This window comes from Rhizobium arsenicireducens, from assembly GCF_964021225.1.
Genome location: NZ_CAXHYK020000001.1, coordinates 2493265 through 2513286, shown reverse-complemented (window position 1 = coordinate 2513286; position 20022 = coordinate 2493265). Strand labels below are relative to the sequence as shown.

Here is a 20022-nt window from a genome sequence, read left to right as displayed (position 1 = left end):
CCAGCCTTTTCAGCTTCGCCCGAACAGCCGCTCGATGTCCGAAAGCTTCAGTTCGACATAGGTCGGCCGGCCATGATTGCATTGGCCCGATCCGGGTGTCTCTTCCATCTGCCTGAGTAGGGCATTCATTTCCTCCACTCTCAGCTGGCGCCCGGAGCGCACCGATCCGTGGCAGGCCATGGTGGCGGCAACATGGTCCAGTTTCGCCGAAAGCCCTTCGGCGGTGTCCCATTCTGCGATCTCGTCGGCGAGTTCGCAGATCAGGCCCGGCACGTCCATCTCGCCCAGCATGGCCGGTGTTTCACGTACAGCGATCGCCCCCGGGCCGAAGCGCTCGATGGCGAGCCCGAGCTGTTCGAGCGCCTCCGCATGCACCATGAGACGGTCGCAATCCTCTTCCGGAAGGTCGATGATCTCCGGGATCAGCAGGCCTTGCGACGGCAGGCGCCGTCCGGAAAGCGCCCTGCGCATCTGCTCGAACACCAGCCGCTCATGGGCGGCGTGCTGGTCGACGATGACGAGTCCGTCCTTCGTCTGCGAAACGATGTAATTGGCATGGACCTGCGCGCGGGCTGCCCCGAGCGGGAAGGAAGCCGGCTCCTGCACGGCGGTCTCGCGCGGCACAAAGCTTTCGGCCCGGGCCGCGGGCATCCCGGTTTCGCCGAAAGCCGCCTGCGTTGCCTCGCTGAAGCCATTTGCAGAGGCGCCGGGTGGGGAAGTGTCGAACGGCCGATAGGGCGATGACTGGAAGCTCCAGCTGCCGCCGGGGGCGGGGGAGGGCGTCGGGCGAAAGCCGGGGCGGAAGGCACGCAGCATGCCTCCGGCCCCCGTGGTCGAGGCCCGGTCGCCTTCGTGCTTCAACGCCTCGCGGATGGCCCCGACGATCAGGCCGCGCACCAGGCCTGGATCACGGAAGCGCACGTCCGATTTTGCAGGATGCACGTTGACGTCAACCAGCGCCGGATCGAGCGTCAGGGACAGCACCGCGACCGGATAGCGGCCCTGCGGCATGGTCTCGGCATAGGCGCCGCGGATCGCCGAGAGGATCTGCTTGTCCTGCACCGGGCGACCGTTGACGAAGGCATATTGATGGGCGGAATTGCCGCGATGAAAGGTTGGTAGCCCGGCAAAGCCGCCGAGACGCACGTCCTCGCGCTCGGCGTCGAGCGCGATCGCATTGTCGCGGAAGTCGGCGCCAAGCACCTGGGCGATGCGCGCCAGATGGTCCTCGCCGGTCGCGGGCAGTTCCAGCGTCGAGCGGTCGCTGCCCGATAGCACGAAGCGGATCGCCGGGAAGGCGATCGCCATGCGCTTGACCACTTCGGTTATCGCCGCCGCTTCCGCCCTCTCGGTCTTGAGAAATTTCAGCCGGGCAGGGGTGGCGAAGAACAGGTCACGCACCTCGACCGTCGTGCCGGGATTGGCGGCGGCTGGCCTGACGGGTGAGACCTTGCCGCCGGCCACGACGATCTCCGCGCCTTCAGCACTGCCGGCCCTTCGGCTGGCGATGCTGAGCCTTGCGACCGAGCCGATCGACGGCAGGGCCTCGCCGCGAAAGCCGAGCGTGCGGATGTCGAAAAGCGTGTCGCTGATTTTTGACGTGCAGTGGCGGCGGATGGCAAGCTCAAGATCTTCCGCCTCCATGCCGGAGCCGTTGTCGGCGACCCTCAGTAGGCTCTTGCCGCCCCCGGCGGTGGCGATCTCGATGCGTGTCGCACCCGCGTCGATGGCGTTCTCGATCAATTCCTTGGCGGCGCTGGCCGGCCGTTCGATGACCTCGCCGGCGGCGATCTGGTTGACGAGCGTTTCGGAGAGCTGCTTGATGTTCATCATTCTATTTTCGAGGATTTGCAGTGCCATGGGAAGCGGGAACTGCGCGACCTGACCAAAAGCGGCACATCTATAACAGGCTATTAAGTTCGCCTTAAGCTTAGCTCGATAGTTTCAACGCAGACTTGAAATGTTTTACGGCAAGGCTGGCCTGCCAGCAGGGGGAAAGACGTCGCCGAAGCGTCCTTCACAAAGACCCCGTCGCCGAATCAAGGCCTTTCCTTCGGCATGTCCGGTTGCGTTGCGAAATACGTGAGATTTTGGCTGGTCGCCTATACCCCTGTGTTTCAAGACGCCAGCGTCATTAAGTTTACACCAGTCCATGGTGACGATAGGCGAGGGTAGCGACGGATGGTGAGCCCGGTATCGGATGCAACAATGCAGACGACCATGCTCGACGCCGTGTCGGAAGTGCTCGCCGTGGCCTTCGTGGTCTATGATCGCAACGACGAGTTGATTTATGCCAGCCGTCTCGTTGCCAGCTACTTTCCGGTCCCGCCGCAATTCCTGACGCCGGGCACCCGATTGCGTGACTATCTCGGCGCAATCTACGACGCCGGCTGGCGCGGCGCGACGATGGGTGGCAAGGAAGGCGCCGTCCAAGGCCGGGACGAATGGGTCGCCGAACATATCTCCGCGCACTGGCGCGAACGCTCCGAGGTGCAGCAGTGCGACCAGCAGAATCGCTGGACCAAGCTCAGCAAGCGGCGGCTGCCCTCCGGTCACGGCATTTGCGTGATCACCGACATCACGGAGCAGAAGAAGCGTGAGGAGCAATGGCGCGCCGACATGGAGCGCGTGCAACTCACCGAGGAAATCCTCGACAACCTGCCGCAACCGGTCTTCGTCCAGGATCGCAACCTCGGCATGGTCGCGGTGAACAAGGCATTCTGTGCCACCATGGGCATTTCGGCCGAGAGCGTTCTGGGCGGCACGCTTGCCAGTGCCTTCGCCGACGAGATTGGCGCTCAGCTGACTGCTGTGACCAGGCATGTGCTGGAGACAGGCACGCCGTCGACGACGGCGGTCGAGTTGTCGGATGCCGCCGCCGACGACCGGCGCATGACGCTGCGCTCGCTGCGCGTCGGCAAACCAGGCCGCTATTTCATCGTCACCACTTTCGCCGTGGCGGGCGAAGCCGAGGTTGCCGCCATCACATGCACCTCGCCGGTTGAGGTGACGGCTATGGCGTCGAAAGCAGGCGCCGATGACCGGGAACACCACGCAGCGCCGATCGGTCGGAAGGCCCTGCTGGTCACCGCCGACACCGAGTTCGAGGCGAAGAGCCTTAAGATCTTCCAGCGCCTTGGCCTCGAGGCCTGCTGCGTGCGCAATGCCGCCGAGCAGGAGGCCTTTTTGAGCGTCGCCCGCTCCGTCAGCGTGGCGGTCGACCTGATCGTTCTCGACACGCAGATGGACGTCCAATGCCTGGAAGTGGCGGAGAGCTACGGGATCGCAATCGTCACCCTCGACGGCTTTCAGCTGGATACCGAACTTGCCTTCCTTGTCATGGAGAAGCTGGCCGGACAGCAGCCGAGCCGGGCCGCTGACTGGGAGATCACCGTCCGCGATACAGAGCGGAACGCTCCGTCCCAGATTGCAGCAGCGCCATTGGTTCTGGTCGCTGAGGACAACGACATCAACCAGATCGTCTTCTCGCAAATCCTCGAGGGCCTCGGTTATGCCTATCGAATCGCGGCAAACGGCGAGGAGGTCGTGCAGCTGTGCTATGAACTCCGGCCCGATATCGTGCTGATGGACGTTACCCTTCCTGTCATAAACGGCTTCGAGGCCTGCCGCCGTATTCGCGAGATGGAACAGGGTGCGCGGCGTCCGACCCCCGTTATCGGTGTCTTGGTTCAGGCGTTTGAGCGCGATCGCGAGGAATGCTTTGCGGCAGGGATGAACGATGTGATCCTCAAGCCGTTGAGCCCGGATGCCGTCGAGGCCGTGCTTGCACGAGCACTCCCGGCGCAAAAGGGTGCAATAGCGGTCTGAGGAGCTTGTCAACCCCCCAAATCATGGGTCGATCTCGCTGCGCAGGGCCGTGGAAAAAACTATTGTTTTTTAATGTTTGGCTCTCATCCTCACGACTTATTGAGAGGATTTAATCCAGGATGCGTCGATGGACCCTGCCGGACCAATATTGCCTCAGGTGAGCCAGAACGAGCTTCAGGCAATGGCCTATACCGATCAGTTGACCGGGCTGGGAAACCGGTACCGGCTGCGCGACAAGGTGCGGCTGCTGGCCGGCGAACGGGCCGCCGATCCGGCACCTTTCACCGTCGCCATCGTCAATCTCGATGGTTTCAAACCGATCAACGATCTGTTCGGTTCAGTCGCCGGCGATGAAATCCTTTGCCAGGTCGCCCACAGACTGAAGGCCTGCGTGCCGGACGGTGCGACCGTAACCCGCCACGACGGGGACGAATTCGCCATCATCCTGCCGCTCGTCTTTGAACGGATCGGTGCGGAGCGCACCGGCCAGATGATCAAGGACGTGCTGTCGGCGCCCTATGATCTCGGCGATCGCAATGTTCGTCTCTCCGCCTCCCTCGGTTTCGCGGTCTATCCCTTCGCCGGCGCGGATTTCGAAGAGCTGATGAAAAGCGCCGAAACTGCGCTCTACCGTTCCAAGCGCCGCGGCCGCGGCCAGATTACCGTCTATTCGCGCGAGATCGCGCAGGAGATGAAGCGCGCCACGCAGCTCGAGCAGGCGCTTCGCAACGCCATCATCAACGACAATGTCGATGTGCACTTCCAACCGATCGTCTCGCTTGCCGACAGCCGTGTCGTCGGCTTCGAGGCGCTCGCCCGCTGGAACGACCCGGATCTCGGTTTCGTGTCTCCTGCTATCTTCGTGCCGCTCGCCGAGGAGCGTGGCTTTATCGACATGCTGTCGGAGACCTTGCTGCGCAAGGCGGCGGAAGCGACTCTTGCCTGGCCGCGCGAGCTTTTCCTGTCGTTCAACCTGTCCTCGGCGCAGCTGATGGATCCGCGTACGACCTTTAACACGCTGTCGATCCTGTCGGCCGTCGGCTTCGATCCGCGCCGCCTCGAACTCGAGATCACCGAGACCGCCGTTATGACTTCGGCCGACACGGCGCGCCGCATTATCGGCGAACTGCGCGAGGCCGGCATTCGCATCTCGCTCGACGATTTCGGCACCGGACAATCCAGTCTCGGCCGGTTGCGCGACTTCACCTTCGACAAGGTCAAGATCGACCGCGCCTTCGTCTCGGCTATCACCACGGACCGAACGTCGGAACACATCATCAAGGCAATCGTCACAATGTGCGAGGGGCTTGATCTCGAAGTGGTGGCCGAGGGGATCGAAACAGCCTCGGAAGCCGAAAAACTGCGGCACCTCGGCTGCGGCATGGGTCAGGGCTACTATTTCGGCAAGCCGGCGGATGCTGCGGCCACACTCCGCTATCTCAACGACCATCACACCGAATTCGCGCTTGTCGAACGAGCCAGCGCCTGAAACGTCCCGGATTTTTCATGTTGCCGCGCATGTGTCTGAATGCGGCTCATACGGAAAAGGGCGATGCCGAAGCATCGCCCTTGAGGGGTCAACACGTCCCTCGTTCCAGGTTACTTGGTAACCGTCGACGAGGTGGTGGTGCTGTCGGTCGGGGTCATGGTCGAGGCTCGCGTCGGCCTGGTCTTCAAGCCGCTTGAACTCCGGAGCGCCCTTGAGAGAGTCGGCGGTTTCCGTCGTCGTCAGGCGAAGCTCGTTCACATTGTCGACATCACGGGTTAGCGTGATCTTGCTCATCGGTACGGCAACGTCCTTTGCCCCGATTCCGAGGAAGCCGCCGACGCCGATCACTGCTGCGACGATGCCGCCCTTTTCTTCGATGATCAGGTCGTTGACCGAGCCGATCAATTCATCGCCAGCAGCATAGACCGACTGGCCGATGAGGTTGTTGGCGCTGATCTGGGTTGCGCCCTGCTCGATCAGATAAGTATCCGTCGTAGCGGCCATGGTGGACGTTGCGTCCGGAACGGCCGTGGTGGCCGCTGCGTCGGGGTTGGTGTCCGTCATGGGGGCAACAGCGGGGGCTTCGGTACCGGTGGCCGGCGCGGTGGTTGTTGCGTCCTGTGCGTAGGCAAGCGGAGCGATAGCGGTGGAGCCGAGCAGAACAGCGGCTGCGAAAGTGGTGAGGGTCTTTTTCATGGTGGACCTACCTTTCCTCTGAGATGGTCTTGCGAAAAACGCGACCTGCCTGGCGAAAGCAAAGCCGACCGCGTCGGTTCGAGAGGGAAATGTTCAGAGCCGCCAATCGTTCCCGAAAAAGTGCACCGTTTATTTTTGCCGCGGCGCGGAACATTCGGGCTTTCGGCGCATGACCGCCAGCACCGCCATGCCTGGCACGGCAGGTTGCCGTTCGCTCAAAGTCTGAAAGCGGGCTCAATGCGGCCTTCGACGGGAATACCCAACTCGAAGGTCGCTCCCGCCATCGGATCGGCAGCCCGCTCGTCGGCCCCCAGGCCTTCCCAGCAGGAGGTCACGATCAGGCGGTTGGCTTCTCGGCCGAGGAAGGCAGGGCAGGTGACCCGCCGCGCTGGCATGTCATGGCGGGCAAGGTGGCGGCCGCTTGCGTCGTATCTGTTGAGCGCGCCATCGCCCCAGCGGGCACTCCAGATGTCCCCATTGGCGTCGCAGACCGAGCCGTCGAACACGCCCGGCAGGTCGCGGCCGTCGATCAGCACGCTGGCAGCGCTTGTGGGAAGGCCGGTCGTCGCATCGAGCGGTACGCGCATCAGCTTATTGATCTTGGAATCGACGAAATAGCCGGTGGCGCCGTCGGGCGAGAAGCAGATCGCATTGGGAATACTGACGGCATCGAAGATCCGCGTCACGGTCTTTCCCGCGACGTGATAGATCGCGCCGGCGCCAGTTTTTGCGTCCTTGCCCATCGTGCCGATCCACAACGCGCCGCAAGGGTGTACCCGTCCGTCGTTGGAGCGGTTGCCGCGGCTTACGGGCTCCAGTTCACAATGCGGGGTGAATTCGCCGGTGGCGAGATCGCGGAGGAACAGACCCTCGTCGGAAGCCACAAGGTGGCAGGTTCCGTCGATCCGCGCAATTACGCTGCCCATGAAGGGCAGTGTCCGCGCGCTGGCCGCCCCGGTTGCGAGATCGTAACGCCGCAGACTTCGGCCAATAATGTCAAACCACCAGAGGCAGTCGAGGTCGGGATCGTAGACGGGACCCTCACCGAGTTCCAGTCGAGTCTCGTCGAGCACGGTTCCAACAAACGGATGGTGTGAGGTCACTATGTCTTCTCCCGTTGATCGTTGCCCGAGGGCCGAAGCGGAAATCCGCCTCCCTGTTTGCAGGCTTTGGTGTAAAATAAAGTTAGTTGCTGGACGGCCGCATGTTTCTACGGCTATTGTCCGACGCGTGGGTGGGCCGGATTTGCCGATCCGGCGCGCTTGCCTTATGCAATCGATAGAATTCTTCCTTTCTGTGTCAATAGAAACTGGTCGCGGCATCTCAAAGCGACGCGCGGAATTGCGAATTTGACGATTGTCACGTGTGGCCAGATTGCGTTTCGGGGGGAGCGGACCGGCCACACAGGATCTGTCTTCGGTTTCCATCGAAGACCGGATCTCGCCACAAGTGGCGCTCGTCGCTTGTTGTTTCTGGGGCCTTGCGAAGAAAAATATATCATGAGTTCGATTGATACTGACGGCGCCAACCGTGTTGCGGACCAGATCGCCGATATCGGCGGATTCAAGACCCAGTTCGATGTCTTCCGCTTCATGAAGCGGCTGACTGAACAGTATGGCGCGCGCGCGTTCATGGTGCTGAACCTGCCGTCGGCGACGTCGCTTGATCTGTCGAGCAATTCGATCATCACCAATTGGCCGGCGGATCTGATCGCGCAATACGACCAGATTGCCCTGCTGTCATCGAGTCCGATCCTCACCCGTCTGCGGACCGCGACGGCGCCGTTCACATTCGAGATTGAACACGTCGCCAAGCAACGCGATGCACGCACGACAGATATCTCTAAGTCGCTGTTCGAACGCTATCGCATGCCGCGCGGCGCCTATTTCCCTGTCCACGAGGCCTCCGGGATGCGCGGTGCCATCTCTTTTACCGGAGACCGCCCGGCGTTTTCGCCGACGGAGATGATGGAGTTGATGTATCTCTCCGTTCACATCTACAATCGCCTGGCCGAGATCCGTGAGTTCGACAATCGTGCCACGGACATGTTGACCGAACGGGAGATCGACTGCCTGAACTGGACGGCGGCCGGCAAGACGAGCGTCGAGATCGCCGAGATCCTCGGGCTTTCGGAGCACACCATCAACCACTATCTGAATCGGGCCACCAAGAAGCTCGACACCGTGAACCGCACGCAGGCAGTCGCGAAGGCACTGCGGCTCGGACTGATCAAGTAAACTCGACGTCATTCATCCGGTCGGCTCCGCACGGTCGGTCATTGCATCTATTTTGCGCGGTTGCCTCGAGACCGCCCAAAATCTGGGCGCAAGACCGCCGGGGAAACCGGGAGTTCACCGGCTTTCGCCGTTAGATCCCTGAAAGATCAAGGAAAAACAGCGGCTGACGGAACTGGCACGGTTTCTGCATTTATAGAAACCAGTCCAGAGGGGACGTTGCATGTCACCTGCAAAAGGTGCGGCAAGGGGAAGCCGTCGTCGAAGATGTTCGCCACTCCGGACATCATTCGGCGGCGGCTTTTTCTGTTGAACTTGCGCTCACCGGATGACCGGCGTTGCGGCAACGCGGGACCGCAGCGCGCAACCTGCCTCGTCCTGCGCACGCTTTTCCGGTTGGCGAAGCGGCCCCTGTCCACTATCTAGAGCGCAGTCGGCTCCCGGCCGAGCGGAACTCTGAGAGGGTGGAATGAGCACAGTCACGAGAGATGAGGTTCTGGAGACGCTGAAGACCGTTCGCGGTCCCGATCTGGAGCGCGACATCGTCGCCCTCGGCATGGTCTCGGATGTTTTCATCTCGGACGCAAAGGTGTATTTCTCCATCACCGTCCCGGCCGAACGCGCAAACGATCTCGAGCCGCTGCGTCAGGCCGCCGAACGGGCGGTCAAGGCCATTCCGGGCGTCAAGGGCGCGCTGGTCAGCCTGACCGCCGAACGCAAGGCGGGCGCAGCCCCGGCGCCAAGGCCGCAACCGGCCGCGCACGCCCACTCCCATGCGCCGGCCCAGGCGCCTTCGGGCCAGCGTCCCGCCAAGCAGAACATTCCCGGCATCGGGGCGATCATCGCGGTTGCCTCCGGGAAGGGCGGTGTCGGCAAGTCGACGACAGCGGTGAACCTCGCTTTGGGCATGAAGGCCAACGGCCTTAAGGTCGGCATCCTCGACGCGGATGTCTACGGACCCTCCATGCCGCGCCTCTTGGGAATTTCCGGCCGGCCGCAGCAGATCGAGAACCGCATCATCGTGCCGATGGAGAATTACGGCATCAAGGTCATGTCGATGGGCTTCCTGGTCGACGAGGGCACGGCGATGATCTGGCGCGGACCGATGGTCCAATCGGCCCTGATGCAGATGCTGCGCGAAGTCGCCTGGGGCGATCTCGACGTGCTGGTGGTCGACATGCCGCCAGGCACCGGCGACGCTCAGCTGACCATGGCCCAGCAGGTCCCGCTGTCCGGCGCCGTGATCGTTTCAACGCCGCAAGACCTGGCCCTGATCGATGCCCGCAAGGGCCTCAACATGTTCAACAAGGTCGAGGTGCCCGTCCTTGGCATCGTCGAGAACATGAGCTATTTCATCGCTCCGGATACGGGTGCGCGCTACGACATCTTCGGCCATGGTGGGGCGAGGGCGGAGGCCGAGAGGATCGGCGTGCCTTTCCTTGGCGAAGTGCCACTGACCATCTCGATCCGCGAAACGTCGGATGCCGGCACGCCGGTCGTCGTATCGGATCCGGAAGGCCCGCAAGCCAAGGTCTATCGCGAGATTGCCGAGAAAGTCTGGGAGCAAGTGCAGACGCGCTCCGGCCGCACGGCCCCTTCGATCGTTTTCGAGTGAGGCGAGCGACTGAAAAATCAACCGCCGCCCCCAAGGCGGATGGGGGGCGGCGGGATAGCGCGATCCGTTGTTATTTTTCGATCGCGATCTTGCGTTCAGCCGGCGCCGTGCCCGGCTTCTTGGGCATTGTGATGGTCAGTACGCCCTTGTCGAATTTGGCCGCGACTGCCGCCTCATCGACGCTCGGCGGGAGCCGCATGGAGCGCTGGAAGCTGCCATAGCGCCGTTCAACGACATGGTAGTTGTCCTTGTCGTCCTTCTTTTCCATTTTCTTCTCGCCCTTCAGGCTCAGCACGCCGCTCTGGATCGCGATGTCGATTGCGTCCTCGGAAATGCCAGGAAGCTCGGCGGTGAGCACGATCTGGTCGTCCTTTTCGACGACATCGATCGACGGTGCGAGAAAGGCCTCTCCCGCAGAGGCGGATAGAAGCTTGTTCTTGCCGAAGAAGCTTTCGAGAGCCTGATCCATTTCCTTGCGCAGGTCGGCGAAGGGGTTGTCGGACCAGAGGCTGGGAAGAAGACTTGGTGACTTGTCTGCCATGCTATCCTCCTGAAAAATTGCTATTCCAAGCGTGAGAATAGTAGTTCTGAGGATAGGTTGCGCATTGATTGAAATCAATCACCGCGGTGGGTTCGAACCTCCGTCGCGTGACCGCAGACGGCCAACGAAGGGCGTTCTGTTGGTCGCGACGGCCAGGGCACAAGGTCCTTGCAATTTGCGGCAGCGAGGTGTTTGGTCGCCGGCTGTGACAAACTGCTGCCGTGACTGGGGCGCCATGAAAGTGTTTCCAATTTGATCAGGGCCCACAGACCCGACGGAACGGCGGAGATCATTCCCGCCAGCGATCAGCGGACGAGTCTCGATTCCACATTCCTGTGGCTCGATCTCGTCAATCCCGACCGAGCCGAAGAACAACTGGCGGAGCGTTTGCTGGGCATTCCACTGCCAACGCGAGAGGACTTGAAGGACATAGAGCCATCGAGCCGACTCTATGTGGAGAACGACGTCGTCTTCATGACTGCGTCACTGGTCTACAAGGTCGAGACGGACTTGCCGGAAATCACCGACGTCGCATTCATCCTCAGCGGCAACCGTCTGGTCACCATCCGCTATGCCGAGCCGAGGTCCTTCTCCCTGTTCAGCACCGCGCTGATGCGAGTGCCCGGCAGGTACAAGACGGCGGAGGAAATGCTCGCCCGCCTCATCGAGACCATCGCGGACCGTACGGCGGAAGTGCTCGAGATCGCGGTTGCACGTGTCGATGCGCTGTCAACCGAAGTCTTCGTCGACAGGAAGACAGCGAAGCGCCGGCGTCCGCGCTTTCTCGAGGATAAATTGCTCGACATCGCAAGCCATCATCGGCTCGTTAGCAAGGCGCGCGACAGCCTCGTTTCCTTGTCGCGATTGGTCACGTTCCTCCGCTCGCTGTCGATCATCCGCAAGGACAAGGAGGCCGACGAACTGTGCCGGATCGTCGCCCGTGACATCCAGTCACTGTCCGAGCATGCCGGATTCGTTTCGAACAACATCACCTTCCTGCTCGACGCCTCGCTTGGGCTGATCAATGTCGAGCAGAACGCCATCATCAAGATCTTCTCGATCGCTTCCGTTGTCTTCCTGCCGCCGACGCTGGTCGCCTCGATCTATGGGATGAACTTCCAGTTCATGCCGGAACTTCATTGGCAGTTTGGCTATGCAGCGGCGATGGTCGCCATGCTTCTGTCGGCGATCATTCCATTCCTGTTCTTCCGGTGGAAAGGCTGGCTCTGAAAAGCCGGCTGCGTTCAACACAAAATCGACAGCTTTCCATCGCACATGCCGGTGGCATTTTTGTGCCCTGCCGCGCCACCGAACGCATGCGCATTAACCAAGCATCAAGGTTAATGACGGATATTTCTCTAATATAGCCGTTGTAACGTATGGAGTACCGGTTTGCGCCCGAGAAGCCGTTTGCTGAAGCTGTCCACCTCCCATGTCGAGAAGTGGGCGTCCCCCGTGGTCTTTGGCCTGGTGTCCTGGCTCGCCTTTCCATCCATTGCGGCCCAAGCCGACCTCGCGGGCCTTATCACCGGCAAAGACCGGGGCAGCAGCAACTGGCGCATGGTGCTGACCGCTTCTCCGGCAGGGTCGGTCCACCAGGCGCAACTCGCCTTTGGCGACACAGAATCATCGTCCGTCCTCAACAGCAACAGTGGCATCCTGTTGCCTGACGGGCGCAAGATCGCCTTTGATGGCGGTAAGGCCGTGGCCGATCTGCGACCGGATGAGGACCGTGTCACCCGTAGCTTGAAGAAAGGCAGGGTAATCGCGGTGGAGGTGATGCAGCCGCCCAAGGCCTTCACCGCAGGTTCGGTCCTCAAGCGCACTTCCTCGCTCCTCGATCCGAAGAAGGCGCCGAACGAGTTGACCACCTTTGCACGCACGCAAGCGAAGCCGATCGAACTCGCGTCCTTCTATTTCAAGAAGTCCGCACCCGAGGCGAGCACCGGCGTGCCACCCATGCTCGCTTCGCTCGTTACCAATAGGCAGGCCGACGTGCTGGCGACCGCCTATGCTCCGGCCGAACCGGATTTTGCAAGCGTCTCGCCTTTCGATGCCCTCTTGGCGAAGAAGCCGGAAGCCGGCCGCTTCGTGCCGGAGATCGGTCCGCAGGATCATGCCTGGGCGGCAAGTGTTCTGCCGCCGCAGGTCTTCTCCGCCCGCGAGCAGCAATGCCTCGCCTCGGGCATCTACTTCGAAGCGCGCGGCGAATCGGTGAAAGGCCAGGCGGCCGTCGCCCAGGTCATCCTCAACCGCGTGCGCAATCCGGCCTATCCGGATACGATCTGCGGTGTCGTCTATCAGAATCAGGATTGGCGCAACCGCTGCCAGTTCTCCTTCGCCTGCGACAACATCAAGGATCGGGTGAAATCCCAGCATCACTGGAAAGTGGCGCATGAAGTGGCGCTTGCGGTTACGGCCGGCAAGATCTGGTTGACGGAGGTCGGTTCCTCCACACATTATCATGCCATCTATGTCCGCCCAGGCTGGGCTCGCTCGATGAAGAAGGTCGGCAGGATCGGCCTGCACGTCTTCTATCGGACCTATGGCGGCGGCTGGAGCTGATCCCAGCCAAAAGACCGAGCTTCCCTGCGACCATCGACCAGGTTTTGCCGCCAAGTGCCCCCCAAGATTCGGCGCTTGCGACTTAAGTATATGATTTTAACCGGTTAATTTGTAGTGAAACTTGCCCTTGGTATGCCTTGACTATGGGGGCTCTCAAAATTATGGTGCGCGCGACTTCAAGACGGGCTGGAAGGGTTCAACTCCTGCCGTATCTACAGTGCTGCCGGGCCGCCTTGGTCCGGTGAAAATGCAGAAACGGACGGAGGCGAGCATGACCGAGAACCGCAAAGAGGGTCTGGAAGAGCGTCGCAAGCGCCTTGGTGCCGAACTGGCGGTAAGGGGTGTCGCGACGAGGGGTGAAGAAGAAGCCGAAGAGCGCGTCACGCAGAACCGCAAGGGTTATGCCGAAGCGATGAAGCTCTCGAGCGAATTCATCTCCGCCGTCGTCGTCGGCGCGATCCTGGGCTATCTTTTCGACCGTTTTGTCGGTACTGCGCCCTGGGGCATGATCGTGCTCCTGTTGCTCGGGTTCTGTGCCGGTGTTTTGAACGTGCTGAGGACTGCGGGCAAGGTTTCGTCGCCCCATCCGGCGGACCGCAGCACTGATGCAGAGGACAAGCGCGAAGCCGGCCGGTAAGGCTGCGAGGCGCGAAACAGGCAGAACCCGCCCGTCGGCGGGCTAAAAGCGAAAGAGACCAGACGGTGGCAAACGATCCGACTCATCAGTTCCAGATCCAGAAGATTGTTCCGATCGAGATCGGCGGGATTGATTTTTCGTTCACCAATGCCTCGCTGTTCATGGTCGCGACGGTCGCTTGCGCGTCCGCCTTTCTCTACTTTTCGACCTCGAGCCGCGGTCTTATCCCGACCCGCGCACAGTCGGTTGCCGAAATGTCTTATGAATTCATCGCCTCGATGCTGCGCGAGGGCGCGGGCAGCCATGGCATGAAGTTCTTCCCCATGGTCTTTTCGCTGTTCATGTTCGTGCTGACCGCGAATCTGCTCGGCATGATGCCTTACTTCTTCACCATCACTAGCCAGATCATCGTAACCTTTGCGCTGGCGATGTTCGTCATCGGCACGGTGCTGGTCTATGGGTTCATGAAGCACGGCTTCGGCTTCCTCAAGCTCTTCGTCCCCTCGGGCGTGCCCGCGGCGCTCCTGTTGCTTGTCGTGCCGATTGAAATCATCTCGTTCCTTTCGCGCCCGATTTCGTTGTCCATTCGTCTGTTCGCCAACATGCTGGCTGGACACATTACGCTCAAGGTGTTCGCGGGCTTCGTCGCATCGCTTGGAACCATGGGCGCACTGGGCATTGGTGGCGCCATTCTACCCCTGATCATGACCGTCGCTCTGACGGGTCTCGAGTTCCTCGTCGCCTTCCTGCAGGCTTATGTCTTTGCGGTACTGACTTGCATGTACCTCAACGACGCCATACACCCGGGCGGGCACTGAGGATCAACGACAACGGCGCCGATCGGCGTCTGTCATTTGCCGCAACAAACATCTCGAAGGAGTTCATTCATGGAAGCGGAAGCAGCAAAGTACATCGGCGCAGGTTTGGCTTGCTTTGGCATGGCCGGCACGGCTCTGGGCCTCGGCAATATCTTCGGCAACTACCTGTCCGGCGCACTGCGCAACCCGTCGGCCGCTGACAGCCAGTTCGGCCGTCTGGTATTCGGCTTCGCCGTTACGGAAGCTCTGGGCATCTTCTCGCTGCTCATCGCTCTCCTCCTCCTGTTCGCCGTCTAATACCGGCCGGGTTCTGGGGTCACGGCTCGCATTAGTGCAGCCGTGATCCTTCGCATTTGAGAATACACCTGGAGGTGAGCATGTTTGTGACCCCCGCCTATGCGCAGGATACCCCGGCGCCGGGCCAGACTCCTGCCGAAACTGCCCCAGTAGAGGGCCAGGTTCATACGGAAGAAGCACCCGTACACGGCGAAGTTCATACGGAGACCGGTGTTGCCCAAGACGCGGGGCATGGCGGTGGCGTTTTCCCGCCGTTCGACCAGTCGACCTACGCCTCCCAGCTCCTGTGGCTGGTGATTACGTTCGGTCTTTTCTACGTGCTCATGCAGAAGGTCATCGTGCCGCGCGTCGGCGGTATTCTGGAAAACCGGCACGACCGGATTGCCCAGGATCTCGACGAGGCCGCTCGGCTGAAGTCCGAGGCCGATACCGCCATTGAAACATACGAGCGCGAACTCGCTGCTGCCAGGGCGAAGGCCGGGCAGATCGCGGCGACCGCGCGCGACAGCGCCAAGGCCAAGGCTGATGCGGAACGGACTGCTATCGAAGCGGAACTCGCCGGCAAGATCGCAGCAGCCGAAGCTCGCATCGCCGAGATCAAGGGCAAAGCTTTCGCCGAGGTCGATACCATCGCCGTCGATACGGTCGGTTCGATCGTCGAGCAATTGATCGGCACGAAGGCAACCGCCGCGGATATCAAGGCGGCCGTCAGCGGCGTCGCAAAGCAGGGGGCTTGATCATGCAATTCGACGCAACATTCTTCGCTTTCGTCGGCCTTCTCCTGTTCTTCGCCCTGATCGTCTATCTCAAGGTTCCGGGCATGGTGGCGAAGTCGCTCGACGCCCGCGCCGACAAGATCCGTGACGAACTGGCGGAAGCCAAGCGTCTGCGCGAGGAAGCCCAGCACGTTCTGGCCGAATACCAGCGCAAGCGTAAGGAAGCCGAGGCGGAAGCTGCCAGCATTGTCGCTGCCGCCGAACGCGAGGCTGCCATGCTGACGGCGGAAGCCAAGCAGAAGACCGAGGAGTTCGTCGCGCGCCGCAATGCGCTCTCCGAGCAGAAGATCAAGCAGGCAGAGACGGAAGCCGTCAATGCCGTGCGCTCGGCAGCCGTCGATCTGGCCATTGCCGCAGCGGAAGCCGTGCTGGCCAAGAAGACCGATGCTGCCGTGCAGGACAAGCTGTTCAACGGCGCCGTCGGCGAGGTCAAGTCACGCCTCAACTGAGGTCTCAGCCTATTGTGAATTCGGAAGAGCCGGGTGCAGACGCCCGGCTTTTTCTTTGCGTGCTGTTCGGGCGGTTAAGCCGGGTGCGGTCTGTCCATCACGCGGGTCGTCCGCGGTGTGGATATGCTTGATGGGCGTTGCCTGGGAGTGCGGGGGGCAGCGCTAGCCGCACATTTCTTCAACGTCGCTTCGCAACGGCCGGAAGCTCATCCGATGGAGGATACACGGGCCGCTGATTGCGATTGCGGTACGGTGGCGATCGGTGCCGTAACCGGCATGGCTTTCGAAGCCGTAGGCGGGAAAGGTGAGGGCGGCACGGGTCATCATTCGGTCGCGGGTGACCTTAGCGATGATCGAGGCGGCAGCGATCGACAGGGAGCGCGAATCGCCTTTGATCACAGCCCTGCCCGAGCAGATCAGCCCGTCGGGCACATCGCGCCCATCGGCGAGCACATGCAGCGGCGGCAGCGCAAGGCCGGCGACGGCCCTGCGCATGGCGTCGAGGCTTGCCTTGCGGATATCGCGGGCATCGATATGGCGCGGGCAGGAAGAGGCGATGGAGACAGTAGCCGCAGCGAGAATCTCGTCGAACAGACGCTCTCGGTGAGCGGCGGTCAGTTTCTTCGAATCGTTGAGCCCGGTGGGTATATTGCCTTCATCGAGGATAACGGCCGCGGCGACCACCGGGCCGGCGAGCGGTCCCCGCCCAGCCTCATCGGTGCCGGCAACGGGGAACAAGCCGCGCCGCATCGTGAGCCTCTCGAACTCGAAATCGGGGCCGGACGGCAGGTCGGCGAAAAAACTCGGAGAATCGGGTGGCGTGCGAGATTTCATGCGGCAGAAATCGCACGCGCACCCGACCTCCTGCAAGTCCCCAGCATCGACGGCCGGCAGGGGAAGCAAACCGCCGAAGCGGCAGCCGGGGACTTATCTCCGGCGCAAGGCGGCGGACCGCACCGGAAAGAGCAAGGGGGCGGCGAACCGACCCCATCATGGAACAGGCGAGCAAAGCCGCGCCCGGAAAAGTCTTGCAGCGCGATGCGCCCTTCGGCGCCACGTCCCTATCGAAATCAGAGCAGCGAAAGCTGCACGCCGCTACCGTCCGGTGGCACGAACAGATCGTCGCGCAACTGCATGCTGCGGCGAACCATGCCGAGCCGCTTGGTCGTCATCTCGAAGCGCCGGCTGATCTGCCAGGCATAGGGACCTGCCCCCTTCATCCGCTTGCCGAACTCGGCATCATAATCCTTGCCGCCGCGCATCGAGCGCACCAGCGACATGACGTGCCGATAGCGGTCCGGATAGTGCTGCAGCAACCAGTCGCGGAACAGCGGGCTCACTTCCAGCGGCAGGCGCAGCAGCACATAGCCGGCTTCGTTCGCCCCGGCCGCCTTGGCCGAATCCAGCACGCGCTCGATCTCATGGTCGTTGAGGGCCGGAATGACCGGCGCCACCAGCACCCCGGTCGGCACGCCTGCGCCGGACAGCGCCTTGATCGCCTCCAGCCGTCTGGCCGGTGTCGAGGCGCGTGGCTCCATCGTACGGGCGAGTTTGCGATCCAGCGTGGTGACCGAAATCGCCACCTTGGCAAGGCCGCGCGATGCCATGGACGACAGGATGTCGAGGTCCCGCAGGATGAGTGCCGACTTGGTGACGACCGCCACCGGGTGATTGGCCTTGTTCAGAACCTCGAGGATCTGGCGCATGATCCGCCATTCCCGCTCGATTGGCTGATAAGGATCGGTATTGGTGCCGATGGCGATGGTGCGCGGCCTGTAGCCGGGCTTGGCAAGCTCCCGTTCCAGGAGCTTCGGCGCGTCGGGCTTGGCGAACAGCTTGGCCTCGAAGTCGAGCCCGGCGGAGAGGCCCATATAGCTGTGGGTCGGCCGTGCGAAACAATAGATGCAGCCGTGCTCGCAGCCGCGATAGGGATTGATCGAACGATCGAAGGGAATATCGGGCGACTCGTTTCGGGTGATGACGGTCCGAGGTCGTTCGACCTGGACTTCGGTGCGAAAGGGCGGCATGTCCTCGAGGCTTTCCCAGCCGTCGTCGAAGGCAACTCGTTCATGGGGCTCGAAGCGGCCAGAAGGGTTCATGCCCGCGCCGCGCCCGCGCCGCCGATCAACCTCAACCCTCAGGCCCGAGGCGGCAACCAGTGCATCGGCAATATCAGCCGTATTGGCAGGCTGAAAGGCAGCCTGTGCCACAATGGACAGCTCATTCATGTTTGCTCCTCGCGGGGCCATCATCCCCGTTTCGATGATTAAATTCCTACCGCGGAAAGGAGAACAATGCAAGAACAAAGTTGAGAAAGAGCGTGTGGCAATCGTTTGTGCAATGCGATAGAGATAGGCAATGCTGACAGTGGTAATGGAATGCCTTGATCAGGAGCCGGAGCTTCGCCCAAACGCTCGCAGTCCTCGTCGCCGGCGCGGTCGAGGGGCTTGTGAGCGACGTGATCGTGCTTGATCATGGTTCGACGGACGGCTCATCGCGCGTCGCGGATGCGGCAGGTTGCCGCTTTTATGTCCAGTGGGACATGAATGATGTGCTGCGTGCAGCCCGTGGCGAATGGTTGCTGCTGGTCGAGCCGGGAGCACGGCCGCTCAGCGGCTGGATCGAGGCGATTGGCGACTATGTATCCGTCAACAAGTCACCGGCCCGCTTCTCGCCATCGCGCAGCCACAGGCGCCCCTTTTACCAGCGAATCGTGAGAGGCCGACCACCGCTGGAAGATGGCTTGCTGCTCCCCAAGTGCCAGGCGATTGCCGTGTCCTGGCCCGGCATGCGGCTGGACCAGTTCGCGCTTCGGCAGAAGCCGCGAAGGCTCTCCTGTGAGATCATTCCGTCCTGGGTGGTTCGGCAGCAGGGCCGTGGTTGAGGCTTGGCGCGCCGGGCCCGGCACGCAGTACCGGTCTGCCCCTGCATTGCTCCCGCCAGAAGAACAATGTGACGATGGGTTGAGCGTGGCGGTTCTCCAGGCTCAACTCGCTATTGTTTCGCTTGCCTGAAAAAACCAGTCTGGACGCTGTTCGGTCAACTGCCGTGCTGCGACGTCCGCCGTACTTGCCCCGTCGAAAATACCAAAACAAGTGGCGCCCGATCCGGACATCCGGACGAGACGGGCGCCGACGTCCTGCAGCAGGGCGCAGATATCAGCGATTTCCGGCAGGAGCGCACGGGCCGGTCGCTCCAGATCGTTGCGCAGACTGGAGAGGAAATCGAGCCACACCGCATGTTCCCTCGAATGCGGCAGTTCGCCGATCGGCGGATGGTCCTTGCACGTCAGGCGGCGGAATATCTCCGGCGTCGAGACCGGTTTCAGCGGATTGGCGAGCACGAGGGCGAAGGGCGGCATGTTGGCGATCGCGTCGATCCTTTCACCGATGCCGCTTGCCCTGAGCGGCCGGCTCTCCAGGCACATTGGAACGTCTGCCCCGAGCTTGAGCGCGATGGCTGCCAGTTCGTCGGGGGGCAGGGTTGCGTGCCAAATGCGCAAAAGGCCACGCAGCGCCGCTGCGGCGTCGGCCGATCCGCCACCAATGCCAGACGCAACAGGCAGATTTTTCTCCAGGACGATGGCGACTGGTCCCGCTGCCTTTCCCTTGGCTGCGAGCGAGCTCCCGGAGCAGGTCACAGGCCTTCAGGACGAGATTGCTGTCCTTACCGGCAGCCTCGATGGACAAAAGTGGCCCGAAGCGACCGTCGAGCTGGAAACTGTCCCGCTCCGCCGGCGCAAATGTCAGCCGGTCGCCATAGTCGGTAAAGGCAACGATACTGTCGATCAGGTGATAGCCGTCGTCCCGTTGGCCGGTGACGTGCAGCGCCAGATTGATCTTTGCCGGCGCTGCCTCGCACGTCGTATCGGCCAACATGGCCTCAGTCGACACTCGTCGGCATCTTCAACTGCTGGCCGGGGAAGATCCGGTCGGGATTGCGCTTGAGGTCGGGATTGGCGTTGATCAGGTCCATGAAGCGCTGGCCGTCGCCGAACGTCTCGGTGGCGATGCCCCAGAGCGAATCGCCGGCTTTGACCGTGTAGCTATCGGCAGCGGCAGCGGTGGCGGCTTTACC

The 20022-nt window shown here is 61.9% G+C and carries 16 protein-coding genes and 3 pseudogenes; 12 read left to right on the top strand and 7 right to left on the bottom strand.

Going from position 1 to position 20022, the window contains the following annotated elements; translation table 11 throughout:
• Window positions 1-9: 9 nt before the first annotated feature.
• Entirely contained in the window at window positions 10-1830 is a 1821-nt protein-coding gene (gene mutL, locus ACWPVA_RS12565) for a DNA mismatch repair endonuclease MutL (protein WP_454289583.1), read from the bottom strand.
• A gap of 378 nt (window positions 1831-2208) precedes the next feature.
• Between mutL and ACWPVA_RS12560 the strand changes: the two genes are divergently transcribed.
• Both ACWPVA_RS12560 and ACWPVA_RS12555 read left to right on the top strand, forming a co-directional pair.
• Entirely contained in the window at window positions 2209-3828 is a 1620-nt protein-coding gene (locus tag ACWPVA_RS12560; RefSeq protein ID WP_454288011.1) for a response regulator, read from the top strand.
• Between the two features lie 127 nt (window positions 3829-3955).
• The gene (locus ACWPVA_RS12555) at window positions 3956-5317 is read left to right on the top strand and encodes a putative bifunctional diguanylate cyclase/phosphodiesterase (protein WP_454288010.1); all 1362 of its coding nucleotides are present in this window, start codon (window positions 3956-3958) and stop codon (window positions 5315-5317) included.
• Between the two features lie 110 nt (window positions 5318-5427).
• Here the strand turns inward: ACWPVA_RS12555 and ACWPVA_RS12550 are convergent.
• Both ACWPVA_RS12550 and ACWPVA_RS12545 read right to left on the bottom strand, forming a co-directional pair.
• Window positions 5428-6013: pseudogene (locus tag ACWPVA_RS12550) on the bottom strand (PRC-barrel domain-containing protein).
• A 215-nt stretch (window positions 6014-6228) separates the two neighbouring features.
• Window positions 6229-7116, bottom strand: a complete 888-nt coding sequence (locus ACWPVA_RS12545; RefSeq protein WP_454288009.1) for an SMP-30/gluconolactonase/LRE family protein — start codon at window positions 7114-7116, stop codon at window positions 6229-6231.
• A gap of 396 nt (window positions 7117-7512) precedes the next feature.
• Here ACWPVA_RS12545 and ACWPVA_RS12540 point away from each other — a divergent pair, with 396 nt between their 5' ends.
• Together ACWPVA_RS12540 and ACWPVA_RS12535 are read left to right on the top strand one after the other, a co-directional pair.
• The gene (locus ACWPVA_RS12540; RefSeq protein WP_454288008.1) at window positions 7513-8250 is read left to right on the top strand and encodes a helix-turn-helix transcriptional regulator; all 738 of its coding nucleotides are present in this window, start codon (window positions 7513-7515) and stop codon (window positions 8248-8250) included.
• A 466-nt stretch (window positions 8251-8716) separates the two neighbouring features.
• Window positions 8717-9862 (top strand): Mrp/NBP35 family ATP-binding protein, encoded by a 1146-nt coding sequence (locus ACWPVA_RS12535; RefSeq protein ID WP_454288007.1) that lies wholly within the window; start codon window positions 8717-8719, stop codon window positions 9860-9862.
• Between the two features lie 70 nt (window positions 9863-9932).
• On the opposite strand, the gene ACWPVA_RS12530 is transcribed toward ACWPVA_RS12535, so the two are convergent.
• Window positions 9933-10403, bottom strand: coding sequence for an Hsp20/alpha crystallin family protein (locus tag ACWPVA_RS12530; protein WP_454288006.1), 471 nt, complete (start codon window positions 10401-10403; stop codon window positions 9933-9935).
• A 252-nt stretch (window positions 10404-10655) separates the two neighbouring features.
• Between ACWPVA_RS12530 and ACWPVA_RS12525 the strand changes: the two genes are divergently transcribed.
• The 7 genes from ACWPVA_RS12525 (at window position 10656) to ACWPVA_RS12495 (ending at window position 15945) form a co-directional block, all read left to right on the top strand.
• Complete coding sequence (locus ACWPVA_RS12525) at window positions 10656-11633, top strand: magnesium transporter CorA family protein (RefSeq protein WP_454288005.1); 978 nt, start codon at window positions 10656-10658, stop codon at window positions 11631-11633.
• Window positions 11634-11795: 162 nt separating this feature from the next.
• Window positions 11796-12968: a cell wall hydrolase gene (locus tag ACWPVA_RS12520; protein ID WP_454288004.1), complete on the top strand. Its 1173-nt coding sequence runs from the start codon at window positions 11796-11798 to the stop codon at window positions 12966-12968.
• A gap of 271 nt (window positions 12969-13239) precedes the next feature.
• Window positions 13240-13605, top strand: coding sequence for an AtpZ/AtpI family protein (locus tag ACWPVA_RS12515; RefSeq protein WP_454288003.1), 366 nt, complete (start codon window positions 13240-13242; stop codon window positions 13603-13605).
• Window positions 13606-13670: 65 nt separating this feature from the next.
• Window positions 13671-14423 carry a F0F1 ATP synthase subunit A gene (locus tag ACWPVA_RS12510; protein ID WP_454288002.1) on the top strand — a complete coding sequence of 251 codons (753 nt, stop codon included), beginning with the start codon at window positions 13671-13673 and terminating at the stop codon, window positions 14421-14423.
• Between the two features lie 69 nt (window positions 14424-14492).
• Window positions 14493-14720: a F0F1 ATP synthase subunit C gene (locus tag ACWPVA_RS12505; RefSeq protein ID WP_006466154.1), complete on the top strand. Its 228-nt coding sequence runs from the start codon at window positions 14493-14495 to the stop codon at window positions 14718-14720.
• An 80-nt stretch (window positions 14721-14800) separates the two neighbouring features.
• Window positions 14801-15457 (top strand): F0F1 ATP synthase subunit B, encoded by a 657-nt coding sequence (locus ACWPVA_RS12500; protein ID WP_454288001.1) that lies wholly within the window; start codon window positions 14801-14803, stop codon window positions 15455-15457.
• A gap of 2 nt (window positions 15458-15459) precedes the next feature.
• Window positions 15460-15945: a F0F1 ATP synthase subunit B gene (locus ACWPVA_RS12495; RefSeq protein WP_454288000.1), complete on the top strand. Its 486-nt coding sequence runs from the start codon at window positions 15460-15462 to the stop codon at window positions 15943-15945.
• A gap of 162 nt (window positions 15946-16107) precedes the next feature.
• On the opposite strand, the gene ACWPVA_RS12490 is transcribed toward ACWPVA_RS12495, so the two are convergent.
• Window positions 16108-16779, bottom strand: coding sequence for a ribonuclease HII (locus ACWPVA_RS12490; RefSeq protein ID WP_454287999.1), 672 nt, complete (start codon window positions 16777-16779; stop codon window positions 16108-16110).
• A gap of 236 nt (window positions 16780-17015) precedes the next feature.
• Window positions 17016-18173 (bottom strand): PA0069 family radical SAM protein, encoded by a 1158-nt coding sequence (locus tag ACWPVA_RS12485; protein ID WP_454287998.1) that lies wholly within the window; start codon window positions 18171-18173, stop codon window positions 17016-17018.
• Between the two features lie 130 nt (window positions 18174-18303).
• Here ACWPVA_RS12485 and ACWPVA_RS12480 point away from each other — a divergent pair.
• A pseudogene (locus ACWPVA_RS12480) lies at window positions 18304-18829 on the top strand (glycosyl transferase).
• A gap of 102 nt (window positions 18830-18931) precedes the next feature.
• Here the strand turns inward: ACWPVA_RS12480 and ACWPVA_RS12475 are convergent.
• Window positions 18932-19823, bottom strand: a pseudogene (locus ACWPVA_RS12475) (4-(cytidine 5'-diphospho)-2-C-methyl-D-erythritol kinase).
• Between the last annotated feature and the right edge of the window lie 199 nt (window positions 19824-20022).